Raw genomic sequence first — 21581 nt, 5'->3', positions numbered from 1 at the left:
CGCCATGAGTACCGCAAGCCTTTCCGCCGCGGCCGCTGCCAACGCTGCTCGCCGGGGTAATGTCTGGGGCCGCCGCGCCCTGATCGCGCTCGCCTGGCTGGCCTTCGCGCTGTTCCTGCTGCTGCCGCTGTTCGTGGTGCTGAGCGAGGCGCTGAAGCAAGGCTTTGGCACCTTCTTCGAAGCCATCCTGGAACCCGACGCACTGGCCGCCCTGAAGCTGACGCTGATCGCGGTCGGCATCTCGGTGCCGCTGAACCTGGTGTTCGGCGTAGCCGCCGCCTGGTGCGTGACCAAGTTCGAGTTCCCCGGCAAGAGCATCCTGGTGACCATGATCGACCTGCCGTTCTCGGTCTCCCCGGTGATCGCCGGCCTGATCTACGTGCTGCTGTTCGGCGCCCAGGGCTACTTCGGCGAGTGGCTGTCGGACCACGACATCCAGATCGTCTTCGCCGTGCCCGGCATTGTCCTGGCCACCATCTTCGTCACCTTCCCCTTCGTCGCCCGCGAACTGATCCCGCTGATGCAGGAACAGGGCACGCAGGAAGAGGAGGCCGCGCGCCTGCTCGGCGCCAATGGTTGGCAGATGTTCTGGCACGTGACCCTGCCGAACATCAAATGGGGCCTGATCTACGGCGTGGTGCTCTGTACCGCGCGCGCCATGGGCGAGTTCGGCGCGGTGTCGGTGGTCTCCGGACACATCCGCGGCGTCACCAATACCCTGCCGCTGCACGTCGAAATCCTCTACAACGAATACAACCACGTCGCCGCTTTCAGCGTTGCCACCCTGTTGCTGCTGATGGCCCTCGTCATCCTGCTGCTCAAGCAGTGGAGCGAGTCGCGCCTGTCCCGCACCAAAGTCAAAGCTGACGAAGAGTGAGAGCCAACCCATGAGCATCGAGATCCGTAACGTCAGCAAGAACTTCAACGCCTTCAAGGCGCTGAACGACATCAACCTGGATATCCACAGCGGCGAGCTGGTCGCCCTGCTCGGCCCGTCCGGCTGCGGCAAGACCACCCTGCTGCGCATCATCGCCGGCCTGGAAACCCCGGACGCTGGCAACATCGTGTTCCACGGCGAGGACGTCTCGCAGCACGACGTGCGTGATCGCAACGTCGGCTTCGTGTTCCAGCACTATGCCCTGTTCCGCCACATGACGGTGTTCGACAACGTCGCCTTCGGCCTGCGCATGAAGCCGAAGAAGGAGCGCCCGAGCGAGTCGCGCATCGCCGAGAAGGTCCACGAACTGCTGAACATGGTGCAACTGGACTGGCTGTCCGACCGCTACCCGGAACAACTCTCCGGCGGCCAGCGCCAGCGCATCGCCCTGGCCCGCGCCCTGGCGGTAGAACCGAAGATCCTGCTGCTCGACGAACCCTTCGGCGCCCTCGACGCCAAGGTACGTAAAGAGCTGCGCCGCTGGCTGGCGCGCCTGCACGAGGAGATCAACCTGACCTCCGTATTCGTCACCCACGACCAGGAAGAAGCGATGGAAGTCGCCGACCGCATCGTGGTGATGAACAAAGGCGTGATCGAGCAGATCGGCTCGCCGGGCGAGGTCTACGAGAACCCGGCCAGCGACTTCGTCTACCACTTCCTCGGCGACTCCAACCGCCTGCACCTGGGCGGCGACGAGCACGTGCTGTTCCGTCCGCACGAGATCTCGCTGTCGCGCTCCGAAGTGGCCGAACACCGCGCCGCCGAAGTCCGCGACATCCGCCCGCTGGGCGCGATCACCCGAGTCACCCTCAAGGTCGACGGCCAGGACGAGCTGATCGAGGCCGAAGTGGTGAAGGACCACGACAGCCTGACCGGCCTCGCCCGCGGCGAGACACTGTACTTCAAGCCGAAGGCCTATCAGCCGGTGGCGAATATCTGACGCGGCAAACCACTTTACTGTAGGAGCGAGCTTGCTCGCGAACCCGGCCCCGCAGCGGGGTTTGTTCGCGAGCAAGCTCGCTCCTGCAAGAGCCCCGCGCTTTCCCCCGGCTTTCAAACCCTCGTATCCTGCCGACCTTGCTTTCAACAAGGCCCGGCCATGTTCGACGCCCTCCCCCAGCACCTCGAACTCATCGTCCTCACCTTCCTCCTCGCCGGCCTGGTGAAGGGCGTGGTGGGCCTCGGCCTGCCCACGGTCGCCGTCGGACTGCTCGGGCTGGTGATGCCCCCGATGCAGGCCGCTGCCATTCTCGTCGTCCCCTCCACCGTTACCAACGTCTGGCAACTCGCCGCCGGTCCGCGCTTCCTTGGGCTGCTCAAACGGCTGTGGGGCATGCTCATCGGCATCGTCGTCGGCACCCTGCTGGTAGGCTGGTTGCTGGCCGGGCGAAACTGGCCGGCCGCCACGCCGCTGCTGGGCGTGGCGCTGATTCTTTATGCGCTGCTGGGGCTGTCGAACAAGCGCTTCACGGTGGCACCGAAGCATGAGCGCTGGCTGTCGCCGCTGATCGGCGTAGTCACCGGTGGCGTCACGGCAGTGACCGGCGTCTTCGTGATTCCCGCCGTACCGTTCCTGCAGGCCCTCGGGCTGGAGAAAGACGATCTGGTGCAGGCGCTGGGGTTGTCCTTCACCGTCTCGACGCTCGCCCTGGCAATCACCCTCAGCCAGCACGGCTCGCTGCTGCAGGCAGACATCCTCGGCCTCTCGCTGCTGGCCCTGCTGCCGGCGCTGGCCGGCATGTATCTGGGCACTTGGCTGCGCTCGCGCATCAGCCCGCTGGCGTTCCGCCGCTGCTTCTTCGGTGGGCTGTTGCTGCTGGGCGCGGACCTCGCGATTCGCGGTCTGTAACTGCTCTTTTGTAGGAGCGAGCTTGCTCGCGAACCCAGCCCAGCCCAGCAGCGGAGCTTGTTCGCGAGCAAGCTCGCTCCTACAGCGGTAGGGCACAAAACGCCTATGGCGCTACCCACATCCGTGCCGGTTTTCCGCCCTACCAGAGTTGGTGACAACCCCGAGATTGCGCCCCGAAGGGAAGTGGCTCACTTCTCGTCCAGGTGGCGGATAAGGAAGTCCCGGCTCGACTCGACAATCGTCTTCTGCGCTGTCTCGCTCGCCACCATCCGCGCCAGCACCAGCGCGCCGACGCACTGCGCCAGCAATGCCCAGGCGTCTTCCGCCGAGCCCAGCACCTCGGCCCAGGCCTGCTGCAATTCCACCAGCGCATCTTCGGCACTCTGCCGCACAGCTTCGTCGGCGCGGGCGATTTCCGCGCCCAGCGCGGGAATCGCGCAGCCGGCGCCGGCATCCTGCACGTGCGTGACATTCAGGTAGCGCTTCAGACCGCGCTCCAGCCGGGCGCGATCCAGAACCTTGCCCTTGGCGGCGAGGCGCTCGACGCTCTGCTGCAATTCGCGTTCGACGATGGCGGCGAACAGTTCGTCCTTGGAACCGAAGTGGTTGTAGAACGCCCCGCCGGACAGTCCCACCGCCTTCATCAGCCCGTCCACGCCGGTGGTGGCGAAACCGCCCTGCTTGGCGAGAGCGCCGCTGCTGTCGAGCAGGCGCTGGCGGGTTTCTTCCTTGTGGGTGGCTGAGTAACGCATGGGGGCGACTCCGGCGAAGCGGTTGACGATACGTCGAATATTAACATAACGTTCGTTTACCTAACGACCGTTTACCCACTTTCGCGCACCCCGAGGAAACGAGAATGTCGAACAAGAAAGTCGTGCTGGTCATTGGCGCCGGCGATGCCACCGGCGGCGCCATCGCCCGCCGTTTTGCCCGTGAAGGCTATGTCGCCTGCGTTACCCGGCGCTCGGCGGACAAGCTGCAGCCCCTGGTGGATCAGATTCGCGCCGAAGGCGGCGAGGCGCACGGCTTCGCCTCCGATGCGCGCCAGGAAGAAGCAGTGATCGAACTGGTGGAAACCATCGAGCGCGACATCGGCCCCATCGAAGCCTTCGTCTTCAATATCGGCGCCAACGTACCCTGCAGCATCCTCGAAGAGACCGCGCGCAAGTACTTCAAGATCTGGGAGATGGCCTGCTTCTCCGGCTTCCTCACCGGCCGCGAAGTGGCCAAGCGCATGGTCAAGCGCCAGCGCGGCACAATCCTCTTTACCGGCGCCACCGCCGGCCTGCGCGGTGCCTCGGGCTTCGCCGCCTTCGCCGGGGCCAAGCACGGCATCCGCGCACTGGCGCAGAGCATGGCCCGCGAACTGGGACCGATGGGTCTGCACGTCGCCCACGTGGTGGTGGACGGCGCCATCGATACCGAATTCATCCGCGAGAACTTCCCGCAGAAATACGCACAGAAGGATCAGGACGGCATCCTCGATCCCGAGCATATCGCCGACAGCTACTGGTATTTGCATTCGCAACCGCGCGATGCCTGGACTTTCGAGCTGGATCTCCGCCCCTGGATCGAACGCTGGTAAAAATCGGCAGACGACCAGCTGCGCGTCGGCCAGGCGTCGTTGGAATCCAGCAGGGGCTGCTCATTTACAAACGCTGACTATCAAAGCAAAAGGTCCGCGCCCCTGCTGAATTCCGCCTAGCCTGGCTCTAGCTCGCAAGGTCGTATGCCGATTTTGCGAACCCACATAAAAAGAGAGCCACTCATGAGCAAATCCGTCGAGTTCTACTTCGACTTCGGCAGCCCGACTTCCTACCTGGCGTATACCCAACTGCCGGGCATCTGCGCCGAAGCCGGCGCCGAGCTGGTCTATCGCCCGGTCCTGCTGGGCGGCGTGTTCCAGGCCACCGGCAACGCCTCGCCCATCGCCGTGCCGGCCAAGGGTCGCTACACCATGATCGACATGCTGCGCTTCGCCCGTCGCTACGGTGTGCCGCTGAAGATGAACCCGCACTTCCCGATCAACACCCTGACCCTGATGCGCGCCGCCACTGGCTTGCAACTGCGCCAGCCGGAGCGCTTCGAAGCGCTGCTGGCCTGCGTGTTCAAGGGCATGTGGGTGGATGCGCTGAACCTGGGCGACCCGGCGGTGCTCGGCCCGTTGCTGGCCGAGGCGGGCTTCGATCCGCAGGCGCTGCTGGCGCTGACGACCGAGCAGGACGTGAAGGATGCGCTGAAGACCAATACCGAGGCGGCGATCAAGCGCGGGATGTTCGGCGCACCGACATTCTTCGTTGGCGACGAAATGTTCTTCGGCCAGGACCGCCTCGACTTCGTTCGCGAAGCCTTGGCTTAAGCCGGCAGGAAGCGGTTCGCGAGCAAGCTCGCTCCTACCAAGAGCGCACCGGCGCTGACCTGTAGGAGCGAGGGGGACACCTAGTTCTTGCTCGCGAACATCACAAGGCAAGAACCGCCGACCGCCGCAGGCCGAAGAACTCCAGCTCGGCCAGCAGCAGGACCACCAGCGCCTGGCCGATGACGAAGGCGTAGCCCAGGGCAGTCGGCTGTACATAGCCGGTCACCAGCAGGACGGCGCTCTCCACAACCCACAGCGCATTCAGGGCGATGACGGCCCACACACCGGTGCGCGACAGCAGCGTCTGGTTGCTCATCCAGTAGAGCACCAGCGCCAGCGGCAACAACACGATGCCGGCCACCAGCAGTAAGACGAAGGGCAGACCGAACAGCTCACCCAGCGGTTGCGCGGCCAGGGCCATCAGCAGGCCCATGGCGCCACCGGCAATGGCGTCGACCTTGAGGGTGAGACGAAGCAGCGGGGAGGGTTGCAGCAGAGTCATGGCGAAGCTCCTTCAGGGGGCGCCACCGGTTGGCGGCGTGTGGCTGAAGAATCTGCCCGGGACGTAGGTGCGTCGATTACCTGCCAGGTAATGGCCGTTACGGGGTGCCAGGTCTATCGTTCGATGCCATGACCCGCACTGCCACCAACGGCCCAGCCATGAACAGTCCAGCCCAGAACAGCCCGGCCCAACCGGTCGGCGCCCTGCTCCGCCAATGGCGCCAGCGCCGCCGACTCAGCCAGCTCGACCTCGCCTGCGACGCGGAGATTTCCACGCGCCACCTGAGCTTCGTCGAAACCGGCCGCGCCCTGCCCAGCCGCGAGATGCTCCTGCATCTGGCCGAACAGCTGGACATCCCCCTGCGCGAGCGCAACCGCCTGCTCAGCGCTGCCGGCTACGCGCCGGTTTACTCGGAGAAGGGCCTGGACGACCCGGCGCTGACCGTCGCCCGGCAGGCCATCGACCAGTTGCTCAAGGCCCACGAGCCGAACCCGGCAATGGTGGTGGACCGCCACTGGAACCTGCTGGCGTCCAACCGCACGGTGGATATCTTCCTGATCGGCGTCGATCCGGAGCTGCTGCAGCCGCCGATCAACGTGCTGCGCATGAGCCTTCACCCCAAGGGGTTGGCACCGCGCATCCTCAACCTGGGGCCGTGGAAGGCGCATGTGGTAGAGCGCTTGCAGCGCGACTTCGAGGCCAGCGGCGATCCGGCGCTGGCGGCGCTGCGTGACGAGGTGGCGGGGTATCCGGCACCGCCCTATGACGAGGCGGCCAGCGGCGACATGGTGCTGATCCCGGTGCAACTGCAGACGGAACTGGGCGTGTGCAGCCTGATCGGCACCATCACGGTGTTCGGTACGCCGGTGGACGTGACGCTGTCGGAGCTGGCGCTGGAAACCTTCTTCCCGGCCGACCCCGACAGCGCACGAATCCTGCGCCAGCTCAGCGGCACAGAGTGAGCTGAATCAGGCGGTTGCCTTCTTCTCGCGGATGCAGGTCGGGCCAGCGCGCTCTTCCACGGCGTGGCGCACTTCATCGCGCAGGCCAAGCAGGAAGGCCGCTTCGGCAGCGACGAACAGCGGGCCTACGATCAGGCCGGTGAGGTCGTCGACGAACGCCGGCTTGCGCCCTTCGTACCAGTGGCCGACGAACTGGATGATCCAGCCCACCACGAACAGGCCGATGCCCCAGGTGAGCCAGTAGGTAGTTGTGCCGGCGGCCAGCGCGGCGCCGATCCACAGCGACAAGGCCAGCAGCGCGGTCATCAGCAGGCCGAAGCGCACGTCCAGGCGCAGGTAGAAAACAACCGAGGCCAGCGCCAGCAGCGTGGCGGGCGAGACCAGCACGCCGGCCAGCTCGAAGCCGGGGCGCGACAGCAGGGTGGCGATGGCCAGCACGATCATCGGAATGCCGATGAAATGGCTGACGATGTTCCGCCGGTCACGGTGGTAGGCGGCATATTGGGCAAGGTGATCGACCAGAGTTTTCATTGTTGTTCTCCCGCAAGGTACTGGCATGATGGCGTTGTGCGCCTTGCCACTCTGTCAGCTAGCCGACATTGCCCATGACCGACACCAAGCCCTATCTCTCCCGCCTGCAGGAAGGCCGCTGGTTCCAGACCCTGCCCGAAGGCCTGCGCCAGGCCCTGTGCGACGCCGCCGTGGTGCGCCGCCTGCCCGCCGGCCAGCGCCTGTTCGCCCGCGGCGATGCACCATGCGGCCTGTATTGCGTGGTGGAAGGAGCGATGCGCGTCAGCGTGGTCGGCGAGAACGGCAAGGAAGCGCTGCTGGCGTTGGTGGAAGCGCCCAACTGGTTCGGCGAGATCTGCCTGTTCGACGGCCAGCCGCGCACCCACGATGCCTACGCAGAAGGCGCCACGACGCTGCTGCAGGTGCCCCAGGCGCCACTGCAGGCAATGCTGGCCCAGCATCCGGAATACTGGCGCGACTTCGCCCTGCTGATGAGCCACAAGCTGCGCATCACCTTCGCCGTGCTGGAGGAGCTGTCACTGCTGCCGGCCGCGCCCCGCCTGGCCCGGCGCCTGCTGATGATCGCCGAGGGCTACGGCGAGTCGGCCACCGCCAAGCGCGAGCTGCACCTGCCTCAGGACCAGTTGGCGGCCATGCTCTCGCTGTCGCGGCAGACCACCAACCAGATACTCAAGGACCTGGAAGCCCAGGGCATCGTGCGGCTGAGCTACGGTGGCATCGAGATCCTCGACCGCGAGCGGCTGCGCCATGCTGCGCACGCCTGATCCCACTCGCCGCGTCTAGAAAAAAAGCCAGGCCACTCTCGACAACCTACGATGGCCGCGCCCGCCGCTCCCTCGCTCTAATGCCCCCGCCGCCGCGCTGGCCCTCCGCCCGCGCCGAGCCGGCACCCGAACCTTCCGCATGACAGCAAAGCGGCCGGCCCCCTCGCCGGCCGCCAGGGAATCCTATGCGCCTTTCGAAACTCCTTTGCGCCCTCGCGCTGACCGCACCTGCACTGGCAATGGCCGACGACCGTGGCCTCTACGTGGGTGGCGGCGTGACCCGCCTCGAGATCGACGACCGGTCCTTCGATGACCACGACAACAGCTACAAGCTCTACGCCGGCTACCGCTTCAACAACTACCTGTCCCTGGAAGGCGCGGTAGTCGATTTCGGCGACATGAGCGACGACCGCAAGCACTTCGATGGCGAATCACTGCAGGCCAACGTGCACCTGGGCTTCCCCATCGGCCAGCGCATCCGCCTGTACGGCATCGCCGGTGTACACGCCTGGCACGCCGACGACGATGCCGCCGGCAAATCCGACGATGTCGACCCGCTCTATGGCTTCGGTGGCGAAATGGACCTGATCGGCGGCCTGGGCGTACGCCTGGAACAGGAATACCTGGACGTCGGCGATATCGACCTCGACCAGACCACCCTCTCCGCCTACTGGCGCTTCTGACACCAGCCCGATCCCGCAAAAGCCCGGCGGAGGTTCGGCTCTCTCCCCAGAGCAGTCCTCCCCCCTCACGGACCTCCGCCGGCACCTTCTCCCGTTCCAGGCATCGCCTGCGCAAATCACTCTTTCGGTCGGTTGCAGCCGCCGCATTCGCGGCTAGCCTAGGGATAGCTGCGTTTCTGGCGCCAAAAAGACACACATACGGCGATTCGCGCGGCTCACAATAACAAGAAGGACGCCTCCGCCATGTTCGATATCGTTCGTGGGTTCATGCTGTGCTGTTTCGGACTCTTCGCCCTCGCCGCCCAGGCCAACCTGCCCATCGAGGAACTGCAGCTGCAGACCCTGCAGGTCTACACCTGCCGCTCGATCAACAGCCTGTTGCTGCTGCGCGGCGAGGGCTTCCAGGAAGCTCACGCGGCCCAGCTGGAGAAGGACCTCGCCACCCTGGACAACGCCGTCAAGGGCTACTCCAAGGCGGACGAGGCACTGCGCAAGGCCCACACCGAGTTCGTTACCCAGATTCGCAACGGCGTTTCCTATGGGCCCAAGGAAGAAGACCTGCCCTGGCGCTATAACCAGGATCTGAGCCGGTCCCTGCGCGAGCTGCTCAACCAGATCGAGCGCTTCGTACCGGCCACCGCCGATGCCAGCCAGATTCCCCTGTGGGAATTGCCGGTGCGCGTCGAATACCTGGCGACCCAATACCTGGGCCGCGCCTATATCAGTGGCCTGGAATTGGCCCGCGAACAGCCGCAGGAATACCTCGGCCAGGACGAAAGCGTGCTGGTGCCGCTGCTGACCCAGCGCATCGAGCAACTCCCGGACAGCGACGCGACCAAGAAGCTGCGCACCCGCTGGGAATACCTGAGCAAGGCGCTGCTGGACATGAACAGCAAGAGCAACAGCGGCGTCAGCGCCTCGGGCCGTCCCTGGGCGCCGATCATCGTCGACCGCAACGCCCGCGCCGTCTCCGGCCAGCTCATGCTGATCAGCCAGCAGTAACCTCAGGCGCTCAGCGGTTCCGGGGCATTCGCCGGCACCTGCACCACGGCCTGGGCCGGCCGCTCCAACTCGTCGCGGTCCATCAGCGCGGCGCGGCCCGCCAGCAGCTCATCCGGGGCGCAGGCGATCTTCGGGTTCTTGTCCGGGTAATCCAGGCTGTGCAGGAAGTGCCGCAGGCAGTTGAGCCGCGCGCGCTTCTTGTCGTCGGACTTGATCACCACCCAGGGCGCATCGGCGGTATCGGTGTGGAAGAACATCGCTTCCTTGGCCTGGGTGTAGTCGTCCCAGCGGTCCAGCGACTGGATGTCGATGGGCGACAGTTTCCAGTGTTTGAGCGGGTCATCACGGCGCGAGACGAAGCGGCGCAGCTGCTCCTCGCGGCTCACCGAGAACCAGAACTTGAACAGGTGGATGCCGTTGCGCACCAGCATGCGCTCCAGCTCCGGCGTCTGCTGCATGAACTCCAGATACTGGCGCGGCGAGCAGAAGCCCATCACCCGCTCGACGCCGGCGCGGTTGTACCAGGAGCGGTCGAAGAAGACGATTTCACCGGCCGTGGGCAGGTGCTGGATATAGCGCTGGAAGTACCACTGGCCGCGTTCGGCGTCGCTGGGTTTCTCCAGTGCCACAACACGCGCGCCACGAGGGTTGAGGTGTTCGGTGAAGCGCTTGATGGTGCCGCCCTTGCCGGCGGCGTCGCGGCCCTCGAAGAGCAGGACGATGCGCTGGCCAGTCTCCTTGACCCAGTTCTGCACCTTCAGCAATTCGATCTGCAGTTCGGCCTTGGCCTTTTCATACTCCCGGCGCTGCAGGCGCTTGCGGTAGGGATAACTGGCGGGCAGCTGGGCCGAGGTGGAATCCTCGTTGCTACCGCGCGGAGCCATAGCGACGGTCAGCGCGACCGGGCCCTGGCTCTGCGCCTGGATCTGCGCGCCACCCTCGGTTGATGCTTCGGGAAGCGCGGCGGCGGGCTTGTTGGCTTCGGATTGCGGCATGGTCTCCTCCTGTGAGACGTGGGGACGGCCCTCCACTGTGCGACCCGCGCCGCGAGCCTTTCTTGACCCGCATCAACCCGTCTACAGCCAGCCTTTGTACTTGAACCAGTAGTAGGGAATGATCGCCGAGATCACCATCGCCACCAGCGCCATGGGATAGCCCGCCAGCCATTGCAGCTCGGGCATGTGCGCGAAGTTCATGCCGTACACCGTGCCCACCAGGGTCGGCGGCAGGAACAGCACGGCGGCGATGGAGAACACCTTGATGATGCTGTTCTGCTCGATGTTGATCAGGCCCAGGGTGGCGTCCAGCAGGAAGGTAATCTCCCCGGCCATCTTCGTCTGGTACTCGCTGAGCGAGCGCACATCGCGCTCCACCGACTTCATGCCCAGCTTCACTTCGTCGCTGATCCAGCCGTTGCTGCCCTGGCGGAAATAGGACAGCGGTCGACTGATGCTGAGCAGGCTCTCGTTGAGCTTGGACAGCAGGGAGTTCTTGCGCCCCAGTTGCTTGACCACTTCCTGCAGATCGGCCTTCTCGTTGGCCGGGCCCTCGCGGAAGATGCTGGTGCCCAGGCTGTCGAGCTGTTTCTGCACGTTCTCCAGCACGTCGGCGATGCGATCCACCACGCTGTCCATCAGGGTCACGAACAACTGGTCGCTGCGCCCCTCGCAGCCGCCGCGCTGGGTACGCGTCTCGAAGGTGCGGAAGGCCAGCAGGTCGGTGTAGCGCACCGTCACCAGCCAGTGCGGGGTCAGCACACAGGTGACTTCCGAGGTGCTCGGCTTGTGCTCGCGGATGCCGCCGACCACGGTGGTGGTCATGTACAGCGCGCCCTTGCTCTCGTAGAAGCGCGAGGAATCCTCGATCTCGGCCATCTCTTCCTGGGTCGGCACATCCACCTCGATGATCGACTCCAGCAGTTTTTCCTCTTCCGCCGTGGGCCGGAACAGGTCGATCCACAGCGTGTCCTTGGGCATGCCGTGGCACTCGCTGCCGTTGTGGCGAACCAGGCGGTCGCCGACAAGGGTGTAATAGGTGATCATGTCGCCCGACGATCCTTTTACGCACCTGAAGTTGCCCCGCAGGTTGGCCAACTTCAGGCGGCTTCACAAGTCCAGCGGAGAGCAATGTGATGACTGACCAAGACGATGCCGAAGAGTCCTTCGCCGAAGACACCCTGATCCAGGCCATCGAGAACCAGATCGAAAGCGAGAGCCCGGCAGCCGCCCGCGCGGTGTTCAACAAGCTGACCCTGGTCGGCTACGAACGCGAGGACGCACTGCATCTGATGGCCCTGGTGCTCGCCCACGAGATCGAGGCGATGCTCGCCGAAGATCGCCCATTCAATGGCGAATGGTACGAGCAGGCCCTGCGCGCGCTGCCGACGCTGCCCGACGGTACTGTTGCGGAATGAGTCAGCGGCATAAGACCGCTTGCCGAACCGGTCGGACTTGAGACTACACTGGAGCCTCATTGACCATCGGGAGTTACGCGAATGGCTTTCACGAAAGAAATGGTTGAGGAACTGGACCTGCTGGCACTGTATGACCTGGAGAACAGCCAGGCGGGATTGAAAGTCCACCATGACGCCTCCACCGAGGCTGTCGCGGCCGCCGGCCGACTCCACGCCAAAGGGTTGATCGATCAACACGATGGCGGCTACCTCACCAGCCTGGGTCTCGATGCCGCCGAGCACGCCCAGGTCCTGCTCGGTATCCTGCGCGGCTGACCTCAAGTTCCCCCGCGAGCGGGCGATAACCTGGCACACTTCCAAGCGCCGCATTCTCTGATGCGGCGCCGCTGGCCAGGCAGCAGTACGCCATGACGCTCACCCCCGAGATCCGCCCGGACATTGACGACGGCATCGACCGAAAGGTGCTGGCGCAGCTGCGCCAGCGCTTCCTGAAGGTCAACGCCGCGCGTCTGCAACGGGCCAGCGAAGCACTCTCCACGCGCCAGCAACTGGTGCTCAAGCTGCTGCCGCTGCTGCTGGATGTGAACCACCCGCTACTGCCCGGCTACGTCTCGGCCAGCACGCCCGCCGGGCTGTCGAACTTCGTCCCGGACGACGAGATTCTCGCCGAAGCCCAGCGCCTGACCCGCTCCTTCAGCTACAAGACCCGCCGCGGCAACCCGCCGCTGCCGATCCACGGGCTGTTCCTGATGGGCAGCCTGGGCACCGTCGCCCAGGCCGAACAGAGCGACCTGGACCTGTGGGTCTGCCACGCCTCCGACCTCACCGAGCGGGAGCTGGCGGAGCTACGGCGCAAGTGCGAGCTGCTCGAACAATGGGCCGCCACCCAGGGCGCCGAGGTGCACTGCTTCCTCGTCGACCCGCAGCACTACACCCAGGGCGCCCGCGAGGCACGGCTGACCTCCGACGACTGCGGCACCAGCCAGCACTACCTGCTGCTGGACGAGTTCTACCGTACCGCCATCTGGCTCGGCGGCCGCACGCCGCTGTGGTGGCTGGTGCCAGTCTACGAAGAGAACCGCTACGCCGAGTACTGCCAGACGTTGCTGAGCAAGCGCTTCATCCGCGCCGAGGATGTCCTCGACCTCGGCCACCTGGCGCGCATCCCGCCGGGCGAATTCATTGGCGCCGGCATGTGGCAGCTGTTCAAGGGCATCGAGTCACCCTACAAGTCGGTGCTCAAGCTGCTGCTCACCGAGGTCTACGCCAGCGAGCACCCGCAGGTCTCCTGCCTGAGCCTGCGCTACAAGCAGGCGATCTATGCCGGACGCCTGGACGTGGAGGAACTCGACCCCTACGTCATGCTCTACCGCCGCCTGGAGGAATACCTCAAGGAGCGCGGCGAAACCGAACGCCTGGAACTGATCCGCCGCTGCCTGTACCTGAAGGTCGGCAAGAAGCTCAGTCGCCCGCCACGCCAGGGCCACAAGAGCTGGCAACGCAAGGTGATGGAGCGCGTCTCGGCACCCTGGAAGTGGGACAGCCGCGCCTTCGCGCAGCTCGATAGCCGCAGTCAGTGGAAGGTTCGCCAGGTGCTGCTGGAACGCCGCGCGCTGGTCAACGAACTGACCCACAGCTACCGCTTCCTCTCGCAGTTCGCCCGCCTGCAACACGCCGCCGCCGGCATCAACCCGCGGGACATGGGCATCCTCGGGCGGCGCCTGTATGCCGCCTTCGAGCGCAAGGCCGGCAAGGTCGAATTCATCAACCCGGGCATCGCCCCGGACATGGCCGAAGACATCCTCACCCTCGCCCAGTTGCCCGGCGGCGAGGCCGGCAAACCACCGTTCTGGGCACTGTACAGCGGCAATCTGTCATTACAGGAAATGGCCGACTTCGCCCCGCTGCGGCGCGCCCGTGACCTTTTGGAGCTGCTTGCCTGGAGCCACCGCAACGGCGTGATCGACGCCACCACGCGGCTATCCCTGCAACCGGGCAGCAGCGACCTGACCGAGTTCGAACTGCAGAACCTGCTGGGCTGTCTGCAGCAGGCCGTACCACTGCCGCTCAACGAAGTACCGGAAAGCGCCCTGCTGCGCAGCGCGGTGCCTTCGCAGGTGTTGCTGCTGGTGAACGTCGGCGTCGATCCGCTGCGCCAGCACAGTCAGATGAATGTGCACATGACCACCGAGCGCACGGACTCGCTGGGTTATTCCGGCGTACGCGACAACCTGGTGCTGACTCTCGACCAGATCACTCTCAACAGCTGGAATGAACTGCTGGTCAGCCGCTACGCAGGCCCCCATGCGCTGCTCGACTGCCTGCGCGAATTCCTCAACACGCTACCGACCGATGCCCCGCCGCCGCGCCTGCTGGTGCGCTGCTTCTGCCGCAACCGCGCCACCGCCATCGCCCAGCGCGTCGAAGACCTGTTCCGCGACGCCCACGCGCAGCTCGCCAGCGGCAAGGGCGGTCGCTACCTGCTGCAGGTGCGCCAGCACTTCCATCTGCTGCACCTGGTACCGGGCAGCGTCAGCCATCGGGTGATCGACGGGCTGCCGGCGCTGGTCGAACACCTGGGCGACACCCAGGACGACAGCGGCTTCCTGCAACTGGACCGGCACGCACTGGAGGGCGATGACCTCGCCATGATCCTGCCGCTGGGCCGGGCCAATACCGTGCAGGTGTTCTACCGCCTGTATGAAGGCAACGCGGAAATCACCATCCTCGACGAACGCAACGCCCTCTGGCGGCGGCGCCAGGAGTACGACACCGAGGAAGGTCTGCTGCTACCGCTGCAACGCTTCCTGCAATCGGTGCAGTACCGCCGCAACGCGGTGATCTCGCTACTGGAAGCCCAGGGTCCGGTGGGGGCGGACATCCTCTTCTACGAAGTGGTGAGCAACGGCAATCAGCGCGCGCAACGCATCGAGCGGCGCAATACACCGCAGCCGTTGGAAGCACTGCCTTTCTACAACGTGCAGGCGATCGTCGAACCGGGCGAGGGCCAGCGTGCGCGTACCACGCTGTTCTGCAACCACCGCGAGTTCTCGGAACTGGAGTTCGGCAGCGAGCTGTTCCAGGCCGTGGCCCGGCACATCCTCGACCGCCGGCGCGGGCAGGAGCGCTACCCCTGCTACATCACCGACCTGGACCTGTCGGCCATGCGCGAAGGCGGGGAGCTGCAGACAGTGCATTTCCTGCGCTACAAGCAAAGCCTGGAGCAGGCTCTGAACCGGGCGCTGGCTGAGGCCTGAACGGCCGCGCCGGCACCCGGCGGAGGGAGCGGGCGGATCAGCGATCGTAGTCGCCGGCCGCTTCGGGCTGGTATTCCACTTCCAGCAGGCTCAGCTTCAGCGTCTTGCCGCTGGGCGCCGGCCAGTCGATGCTCTGGCCGGTAGTCAGGCCCAGCAGCGCGGTGCCCACCGGGGCGAGAATCGAGACCTTGCCTTCGCCGCCAAGATCGGCCGGGTAGACCAGCGTCAGGTGGTACTCCTTGCCGCTGCTTTCCTCGCGGCAGCGCACGGTGGAGTTCATCGTGACCACGCCCGGCGGTATCTCGTCGTGGCCGACCACCGTGGCACGGGCCAGTTCGGCCTCCAGCGCCTCGGCCGCGGGGCCGTACTCATCCAGGCTGTCGAGCATGCGCTCCAGACGTTGCAGGTCGAGTCGAGTAACGGTGATGGGTGTCGTGGTCATGATGGTTGGCAGTCTCCTTACAGGAGAGCCCCGGACGCTCGCGCGTTCGGGGCCCTGGGTGTTCTGGCAGTAAAGACGTTCAAGGTTCGAACGCGCAGTGAAATCCGAAAAAAGAAAAACCCCGCCCAAGGCGGGGTTTTCCCGGACACTAACACAGCACAGAAAATAAGCAACACCGACCAGTCACCACTTCGGCGAGTGGTTGTTTCGGCGCTTTTCGCAGTCCGCTAGGATCGCCCGGCGCCGCACACCGTCGGCCTCGTTCCACTCCAGTATCTCGCCCAGCGTGCGCCCGCAGCCGACGCAGACATCCGCGTCGTCCAGGCAGCAGCGCCGGCAGCAGGGCGAAGCGACGCTCGCCTGTGGCTCAGATGCCGGGGAAGTCGACATCCTCGCCTGCCTGATCCAGCGTGGCGCGGTTGAGCAGCGCGCCCAGCGGTTCGCGCGTGCTGTCGCAGATCCACAGCGAGCCGGACTCGTCGTAGTCGAAGTGGAAGCCACCGGAGCGCGCCGCCACCCACAGCTGCCGCAGCGCCGGCTGGCGGCTGAGGATCAGCTGGGTGCCATTCTCGAAACGCACGGTCAGCACGCCACTGGAGTTCTCCAGGTCCACGTCCAGGTCGCTGTCGTCGAAGGCGTCCTCCACCGTTACCTGTACGGCGTCCACCAGGTCATGGAAGCGGGCTTCGCTCAAAGTGCTCATGCATCGTCCTCGGGATCAGTCAAAGGCACCAGTTTACGCCGGTATTCGCCCAGACTCTGCCCCGTCCAGCGACGGAATGCGCGGGCAAGCGAGCCGGCTTCGCTGAAGCCCAGCAGGTAGGCGATGTCGGCGCTGTCCAGCGCCGGGTCGCGCAGGTAGTGCAGCACCAGTTGCTGGCGGGTTTCGTCCACCAGTTGGCTGAACGACAGGCCGGTATCGCGCAGCCGCCGCTGCAGCGTGCGGGGGCTCAGCGCCAGCGTCTGCGACAGGCGCTCCAGGTCGGCGCCCTGCTCCGGCAACTGGCGCGCCAGCTCCAGGCGCGCACGGTCGAGCACGCTGTCGCCCTTGTTGATCTCCACCAGCAGTCGCTCGGCGTAGGCATCCAGGGTGCGCTGCACCTGGGCGTCGGCCTGGCCCAGCGGCAGCGAAAGCAGACGCTTGGGGAAGACCAGGGCGTTGTCCGGCTGATCGAACAGCACCGGGCAGCGGAAAATGCGCTCATGCTCGCGGGTATCCGCCGGTGCACTGTGGCTGAAGCGCACCTCGTACGGCGCCTCGTCCACGCCGCTGACCCAATGGCCGAAACTGACCCAGCCAGCCAGCGTCTCCTCGCTCATCTGCCGCTGCTGTTGCGGCAACAATGGCTCCCAGCTGTGTTTCACCAGCGCCTCGCAGCCCGCGCGCGGCGGCTCGTCAGCCAGTTCGACGCGGCCCAGGTTACCCACCAGCGAGGCGTAGCGCGCCTGCCGATGCAGGGCGTCGGAAAGAGTCGCGCAACTCATGATCAGGTAGCCGAGCACACCGTAGTAGCCGGGGCGCACGGCCTCGCCCAAGTGCAGGCCGAGATTGTCGTCACCGCTCAGGCGCACGCCGGCACCCACCAGTTCCAGGTAAGCGCTGGCAGCGATGCGCTGATCGCGCTGGGCAAGGATCGAAGGCTCCAGGTGCACCGTCGCCAGCAGCTGCGCCGGCTCCACGCCCTGGCGCTGCAAATGCTCCACGAGGCCCTGCAGGTAGGCCACCGACACCGAACTGGGCAGGGGATCGCGATAGTCCATGGGGCTTTCCGTTTTTTGCCCGCCATCATAGGGCCACTGGCCCTTCCGGCGCGAGCCGCAAGCCCCGCCGGGCGGGCGCCCGCTTGAATAGGCAAGGCGGCGGGGGGCCGGTATACTCCGGCCCCATTGACGCTTTAATTACAAGGATTCCGCCATGAAGCGACTGCTGCTTCCCTTCGTCGCGATCGCCCTGCTGACCGCCGCCATCGCTGGCTGCGGCCAGAAAGGCCCGCTCTACCTGCCGGACGACGAAAAGGCCAAGAACGAACACAGCAAGGACCGCTACGGTCTCTGAGGGCGTTCCCATGGACGCCTTCGACGTCCGCGGCGGGCTACTGCTCGCGGCAGACGTGCCATCGCCGGCGTACGCCGGGCGTTCTGGCACGCCGCTCCGCAGAGCCGACGGCTTTGCGCTCCCGCCCGGAAAGAAGGTGACCTGCTGGCCGTTCATCCGGCCGGCGCCTATGGTTTCGTCATGAATTCCAACTACATCACCCGGGGCCGCGCCGCCGAGGTGCTGGTGGATAGCTCGGCCGCGCACAGGATGCGTCGCCACGGAACACGACAAGAGCTGTTCGCCGGCGAAAGCCTGCTGCCGGACTGAGGCCGAGACGACGATGCTTCTGCGCTTTACCAAGATGCATGGGCTGGGCAATGACTTCATGGTCCTGGACCTGGTCAGCCAGCACGCCCATGTGCAACCCCGCCACGTCAAACAGTGGGGCGACCGCAACTTCGGGGTCGGCTTCGATCAACTGCTGATCGTCGAGCCGCCGAGTACGCCGGACGCGGATTTCCGTTACCGCATCTTCAACTGCGACGGCACCGAGGTCGAACAGTGCGGCAACGGCGCGCGCTGCTTCGCCCGCTTCGTGGTCGACAAGCGCCTGACCGCGAAGAAGACCATCCGCGTGGAAACCAAGGGCGGCATGATCGAGCTGACCATTGCCAACGATGGCCAGGTCACCGTCGACATGGGCCCGCCGCGCCTGCAACCCGAGCAGGTGCCGTTCAAGGCCGATGGCGAGGCGTTGAGCTATCCCCTCGAAGTGGACGGCCAGCGCTACGACCTCGCGGCCATCTCCATGGGCAACCCGCACGGCGTGCTGCGCGTGGATGACGTGGACAGCGCGCCGGTCCGCACGCTGGGGCCGAAACTCGAAATCCATGAGAGCTTCCCGCAGAAAGCCAACATCGGCTTCCTGCAGATCGTCAATCCGCACCAGGCGCGCCTGCGCGTGTGGGAACGCGGCGCTGGCGAGACCCTGGCCTGCGGCACCGGCGCTTGCGCGGCGGCGGTCGCCGGCATTCGCCAGGGCTGGCTGCAATCGCCGGTACAGATCGACCTTCCCGGCGGACGGTTGTCCATCGAGTGGGCAGGACCGGGTCAGCCCGTTATGATGACCGGGCCCGCCGTGCGGGTGTTCGAAGGCCAGGTACGTCTATAAAGCCTGTTCAAGGTCTTGCCGAGCGCAGCTCAGACAAGGCGGTAACAGGCGAGAAAGCGCAGTTTACGAAGAGTAAATGAGCATTTTGAGCCTGTTTCCAACGCCGTATGAGCAAAGCGCAGGCAGACATTGGACAGGCGCTGAACCGGGACGCTTATGACCGATATTCCGCAGGACCCCACCGTTACGCTCGAAGCCGAACAGGTCGCCGACTATCTTCGCCGGCACCCTGAATTCTTCGTCGATCATGACGAGCTGATCCCGGAAATGCGCATTCCGCACCAGCCAGGCGATGCCGTGTCGCTGGTGGAGCGCCAGGTACGCCTGCTGCGCGAGCGCAATATCGAGATGCGCCATCGGCTGTCACAGCTGATGGACGTGGCCCGCGACAACGACCGCCTGTTCGACAAGACCCGCCGCCTGGTGCTCGACCTCCTCGATGCGACCAGCCTGGAAGAAATCGTCAGCACAGTGGAAGACAGTCTGCGCCACGAGTTCCTCGTGCCCTACGTCAGTCTGATCCTGTTCAGCGACAACAACCTGCCGGTGGGCCGCTCGGTGAGCAGCGCCGAGGCGCACCAGGCCATCGGCGGCCTGCTGTCGGGCGGCAAGACCGTCAGCGGCGTGCTGCGCCCCCACGAGCTGGCCTTCCTGTTCTGCGAAAGCGAACGCGAGCAGGTCGGCTCCGCCGCCGTGGTGCCGCTGACCTTCCAGGGCCTGCACGGCGTACTGGCGATCGGCAGCCCCGACCCGCAGCACTACAAGAGCTCGCTGGGCACCCTGTTCCTCGGCTACGTCGCCGAAGTCCTCGCGCGCACTCTGCCGCGCTTCTCCACGCCACTGCGCTCGGTACGCTGACCTTCGCAACGCGGTAAGCTGCCAGCCTGGCTGTCTCACTGGGAGCTTTCCGCTTGTCGCTCGAAGCCGATCTGCAAGCCTATCTGGAACACCTGCGCAGCGAGCGCCAGGTCTCCGTGCACACGCTCGACGGCTACCGTCGGGACCTGGCGCGCCTCGCCGGGCTGTGTGAAAAATCCTCGATCAACGAATGGTCGGCGCTGCAGGTACGCGACCTGCGCCTGTTCGTCGCCCGCTTGCACCAGCAGGGTCTCGCCAGTCGCAGCCTGGCGCGCCTGCTATCGGCCACGCGAGGGCTGTACCAGTATCTGATCCGCGAAGGCCGTTGCCGGCACGACCCGGCCGATGGCCTCGCCGCGCCCAAGGGTGCGCGCAAGCTGCCACGCACGCTGGATACCGACCGAACCGCACAACTGCTCGATGGCGGCGTGGAAGACGACTTCATCGCCCGGCGCGACCAGGCTTTGCTGGAGCTGTTCTATTCCTCGGGCCTGCGGCTCTCCGAACTGGTCGGCCTCGACCTGGAATGGCTGGACCTCAAGGACGGCCTGGTGCGTGTCCACGGCAAGGGTAACAAGGTGCGCGAGCTGCCAGTCGGCCGCGCCGCGCGGCAGGCCATCGAAGCCTGGCTGCCTTTGCGGGCCTCGGTTTCACCACAGGACAACGCCGTGTTCATCGGCCGCAGCGGCAAACGCCTGACGCCCCGAGCCATCCAGCTGCGCGTCCGCGAAGCCGGGGTGCGCGAGCTGGGCCAGCACCTGCATCCGCACATGTTGCGCCATTCGTTCGCCAGCCACATGCTCGAGTCTTCCCAGGACCTGCGCGCAGTGCAGGAGCTGCTTGGCCACGCCGATATCGCCACCACGCAGATCTACACCCACCTGGATTTCCAACACCTCGCCACGGTCTACGACCAGGCGCACCCACGGGCACGTCGTAAACCCGGAGCAGAAGAATGAGTATCCGTCTGGTCACCTTCGATCTCGATGACACGCTGTGGGACGTTGCCCCGGTGATGAACAGCGCGGAAGCCACCCTGCGCGACTGGCTGGCGGTGAATGCCGCGCAGTTGGGCCCGGTGCCCATCGAGCACCTGTGGGCGATCCGCTCGCGGCTGATGGAGCAGGACCCGATGCTCCGCCACCGTCTGAGCGAGCTGCGCCGGCGCATCCTGTTCCATGCGTTGCTCGATGCCGGTTATCCACAGCCCGAGGCGACCGAGCTGGCCGAGGCTGGCTTCCAGACCTTCCTCCACGCGCGGCACCAGGTGGCCCTGTTCCCCGAGGTGCACCCGACCCTGGAGCAACTGGCCAACCGCTTCATCCTCGGCGTGCTCACCAACGGCAACGCCGACGTGCGCCGCCTGGGGCTGGCCGATTACTTCCAGTTCGCTCTGTGCGCGGAAGAACTCGGTGTCGGCAAGCCCGACCCGCACCCTTTCCAGGAAGCGCTAAAACGCGGCGGCGTGGCGGCGGAGCACGCCGTGCACATCGGCGACCACCCCAGCGACGACATCGCTGGCGCGCGCCGTGCAGGCATGAAGGCGATCTGGTTCAACCCCGCGCGCAAGGCGTGGGATGGCGAAGAAGCGCCCAGTGCGATCATCCATAACCTGTCGGAGCTGCCAGGCGTCCTGGCAAAACTCTGATACCCCTGCTCTTCGTAGGAGCGAGCTTGCTCGCGAAGCAGGGCTCCCGACTGCCGCCGGATCCAAGCGGTTCGCGAGCAAGCTCGCTCCTACAGGGGAGCAACGAGCTGACATGAAAAAGCCCCGCCGCTCCAGACGGAGCGGCGGGGCTTTTTCATGTCACGT

Annotated in this window: 26 protein-coding genes and 1 pseudogene; 18 read left to right on the top strand and 9 right to left on the bottom strand. The window is 65.6% G+C overall.

Annotated features, from left to right (window positions below; all coding sequences use genetic code 11):
• Positions 1-4 precede the first annotated feature (4 nt).
• From cysW to AC2T4A_RS06195, 3 genes are all read left to right on the top strand, one after another.
• Positions 5-877 (top strand): sulfate ABC transporter permease subunit CysW, encoded by an 873-nt coding sequence (gene cysW, locus AC2T4A_RS06205; RefSeq protein WP_416748839.1) that lies wholly within the window; start codon positions 5-7, stop codon positions 875-877.
• Between the two features lie 10 nt (positions 878-887).
• Positions 888-1877, top strand: coding sequence for a sulfate/molybdate ABC transporter ATP-binding protein (locus tag AC2T4A_RS06200; RefSeq protein WP_478377653.1), 990 nt, complete (start codon positions 888-890; stop codon positions 1875-1877).
• Between the two features lie 159 nt (positions 1878-2036).
• Positions 2037-2786, top strand: coding sequence for a sulfite exporter TauE/SafE family protein (locus AC2T4A_RS06195; protein WP_478377652.1), 750 nt, complete (start codon positions 2037-2039; stop codon positions 2784-2786).
• 188 nt (positions 2787-2974) lie between these two features.
• On the opposite strand, the gene AC2T4A_RS06190 is transcribed toward AC2T4A_RS06195, so the two are convergent.
• Positions 2975-3538, bottom strand: coding sequence for a TetR/AcrR family transcriptional regulator (locus AC2T4A_RS06190; RefSeq protein ID WP_416748832.1), 564 nt, complete (start codon positions 3536-3538; stop codon positions 2975-2977).
• A 104-nt stretch (positions 3539-3642) separates the two neighbouring features.
• Between AC2T4A_RS06190 and AC2T4A_RS06185 the strand changes: the two genes are divergently transcribed.
• Together AC2T4A_RS06185 and AC2T4A_RS06180 are read left to right on the top strand one after the other, a co-directional pair.
• Positions 3643-4371 carry an SDR family oxidoreductase gene (locus AC2T4A_RS06185; RefSeq protein WP_138526602.1) on the top strand — a complete coding sequence of 243 codons (729 nt, stop codon included), beginning with the start codon at positions 3643-3645 and terminating at the stop codon, positions 4369-4371.
• Between the two features lie 183 nt (positions 4372-4554).
• Positions 4555-5145, top strand: coding sequence for a 2-hydroxychromene-2-carboxylate isomerase (locus tag AC2T4A_RS06180; RefSeq protein ID WP_486742918.1), 591 nt, complete (start codon positions 4555-4557; stop codon positions 5143-5145).
• 100 nt (positions 5146-5245) lie between these two features.
• Here AC2T4A_RS06180 and AC2T4A_RS06175 read toward each other — a convergent pair whose 3' ends face one another.
• Positions 5246-5647, bottom strand: a complete 402-nt coding sequence (locus AC2T4A_RS06175; RefSeq protein WP_416748828.1) for a hypothetical protein — start codon at positions 5645-5647, stop codon at positions 5246-5248.
• 158 nt (positions 5648-5805) lie between these two features.
• On the opposite strand from AC2T4A_RS06175, the gene AC2T4A_RS06170 reads away from it, so the two are divergent.
• Positions 5806-6609 (top strand): MmyB family transcriptional regulator, encoded by an 804-nt coding sequence (locus AC2T4A_RS06170; protein WP_486742917.1) that lies wholly within the window; start codon positions 5806-5808, stop codon positions 6607-6609.
• 6 nt (positions 6610-6615) lie between these two features.
• Here AC2T4A_RS06170 and AC2T4A_RS06165 read toward each other — a convergent pair whose 3' ends face one another.
• Positions 6616-7140, bottom strand: coding sequence for an Mpo1 family 2-hydroxy fatty acid dioxygenase (locus tag AC2T4A_RS06165; RefSeq protein ID WP_416748824.1), 525 nt, complete (start codon positions 7138-7140; stop codon positions 6616-6618).
• Between the two features lie 74 nt (positions 7141-7214).
• Between AC2T4A_RS06165 and AC2T4A_RS06160 the strand changes: the two genes are divergently transcribed.
• From AC2T4A_RS06160 to AC2T4A_RS06150, 3 genes are all read left to right on the top strand, one after another.
• A complete protein-coding gene (locus AC2T4A_RS06160) occupies positions 7215-7904 on the top strand; it encodes a Crp/Fnr family transcriptional regulator (protein ID WP_478377649.1) in 690 nt (229 codons plus the stop codon).
• Between the two features lie 185 nt (positions 7905-8089).
• Positions 8090-8587 (top strand): outer membrane beta-barrel protein, encoded by a 498-nt coding sequence (locus AC2T4A_RS06155; RefSeq protein WP_416748820.1) that lies wholly within the window; start codon positions 8090-8092, stop codon positions 8585-8587.
• 243 nt (positions 8588-8830) lie between these two features.
• Positions 8831-9589, top strand: coding sequence for a hypothetical protein (locus AC2T4A_RS06150; RefSeq protein ID WP_486742916.1), 759 nt, complete (start codon positions 8831-8833; stop codon positions 9587-9589).
• A 2-nt stretch (positions 9590-9591) separates the two neighbouring features.
• Here AC2T4A_RS06150 and ppk2 read toward each other — a convergent pair whose 3' ends face one another.
• Together ppk2 and AC2T4A_RS06140 are read right to left on the bottom strand one after the other, a co-directional pair.
• Positions 9592-10473, bottom strand: coding sequence for a polyphosphate kinase 2 (gene ppk2, locus AC2T4A_RS06145; RefSeq protein WP_486743653.1), 882 nt, complete (start codon positions 10471-10473; stop codon positions 9592-9594).
• Positions 10474-10665: 192 nt separating this feature from the next.
• Positions 10666-11631, bottom strand: a complete 966-nt coding sequence (locus AC2T4A_RS06140) for a magnesium transporter CorA family protein (RefSeq protein WP_416748816.1) — start codon at positions 11629-11631, stop codon at positions 10666-10668.
• Positions 11632-11720: 89 nt separating this feature from the next.
• Between AC2T4A_RS06140 and AC2T4A_RS06135 the strand changes: the two genes are divergently transcribed.
• From AC2T4A_RS06135 to AC2T4A_RS06125, 3 genes are all read left to right on the top strand, one after another.
• The gene (locus tag AC2T4A_RS06135) at positions 11721-12002 is read left to right on the top strand and encodes a hypothetical protein (protein ID WP_416748814.1); all 282 of its coding nucleotides are present in this window, start codon (positions 11721-11723) and stop codon (positions 12000-12002) included.
• 81 nt (positions 12003-12083) lie between these two features.
• Positions 12084-12317 (top strand): TIGR02647 family protein, encoded by a 234-nt coding sequence (locus AC2T4A_RS06130; protein WP_416748812.1) that lies wholly within the window; start codon positions 12084-12086, stop codon positions 12315-12317.
• A gap of 92 nt (positions 12318-12409) precedes the next feature.
• On the top strand, positions 12410-15259 hold the full coding sequence (locus AC2T4A_RS06125; protein WP_416748810.1) for a class I adenylate cyclase: 2850 nt from the start codon (positions 12410-12412) through the stop codon (positions 15257-15259).
• 37 nt (positions 15260-15296) lie between these two features.
• Here AC2T4A_RS06125 and rnk read toward each other — a convergent pair whose 3' ends face one another.
• The 4 genes from rnk to AC2T4A_RS06105 form a co-directional block, all read right to left on the bottom strand.
• Positions 15297-15701, bottom strand: coding sequence for a nucleoside diphosphate kinase regulator (gene rnk / locus AC2T4A_RS06120; RefSeq protein WP_416748808.1), 405 nt, complete (start codon positions 15699-15701; stop codon positions 15297-15299).
• 183 nt (positions 15702-15884) lie between these two features.
• Positions 15885-16091, bottom strand: coding sequence for a DUF1289 domain-containing protein (locus tag AC2T4A_RS06115; RefSeq protein ID WP_486742915.1), 207 nt, complete (start codon positions 16089-16091; stop codon positions 15885-15887).
• Complete coding sequence (gene cyaY, locus AC2T4A_RS06110) at positions 16069-16404, bottom strand: iron donor protein CyaY (protein WP_486742914.1); 336 nt, start codon at positions 16402-16404, stop codon at positions 16069-16071. Before cyaY ends, AC2T4A_RS06115 begins: the two co-directional genes overlap by 23 nt.
• Positions 16401-17462: an AraC family transcriptional regulator gene (locus AC2T4A_RS06105; RefSeq protein ID WP_416748803.1), complete on the bottom strand. Its 1062-nt coding sequence runs from the start codon at positions 17460-17462 to the stop codon at positions 16401-16403. The genes cyaY and AC2T4A_RS06105 overlap by 4 nt, the downstream gene beginning before the upstream one ends.
• Positions 17463-17616: 154 nt before the next feature.
• Between AC2T4A_RS06105 and lptM the strand changes: the two genes are divergently transcribed.
• From lptM to AC2T4A_RS06075, 6 genes and pseudogenes are all read left to right on the top strand, one after another.
• Positions 17617-17757 carry an LPS translocon maturation chaperone LptM gene (gene lptM, locus AC2T4A_RS06100; protein WP_017520757.1) on the top strand — a complete coding sequence of 47 codons (141 nt, stop codon included), beginning with the start codon at positions 17617-17619 and terminating at the stop codon, positions 17755-17757.
• 123 nt (positions 17758-17880) lie between these two features.
• Positions 17881-18066, top strand: a pseudogene (locus AC2T4A_RS06095) (diaminopimelate decarboxylase); the annotation flags it as partial.
• Between the two features lie 13 nt (positions 18067-18079).
• Complete coding sequence (gene dapF / locus AC2T4A_RS06090; RefSeq protein WP_486742913.1) at positions 18080-18910, top strand: diaminopimelate epimerase; 831 nt, start codon at positions 18080-18082, stop codon at positions 18908-18910.
• A gap of 156 nt (positions 18911-19066) precedes the next feature.
• On the top strand, positions 19067-19768 hold the full coding sequence (locus tag AC2T4A_RS06085; protein ID WP_416748798.1) for a DUF484 family protein: 702 nt from the start codon (positions 19067-19069) through the stop codon (positions 19766-19768).
• Between the two features lie 53 nt (positions 19769-19821).
• The gene (gene xerC, locus AC2T4A_RS06080; RefSeq protein WP_416748796.1) at positions 19822-20727 is read left to right on the top strand and encodes a tyrosine recombinase XerC; all 906 of its coding nucleotides are present in this window, start codon (positions 19822-19824) and stop codon (positions 20725-20727) included.
• Positions 20724-21416 (top strand): HAD family hydrolase, encoded by a 693-nt coding sequence (locus AC2T4A_RS06075; protein ID WP_478377645.1) that lies wholly within the window; start codon positions 20724-20726, stop codon positions 21414-21416. Before xerC ends, AC2T4A_RS06075 begins: the two co-directional genes overlap by 4 nt.
• The last annotated feature ends 165 nt before the right edge of the window (positions 21417-21581 follow it).

It is taken from the genome of Pseudomonas sp. PVC-3-1 (assembly GCF_057444315.1).
The sequence above is the reverse complement of the archived record's forward strand: the minus strand, read 5'-3'. Positions and strand labels throughout refer to the sequence as shown.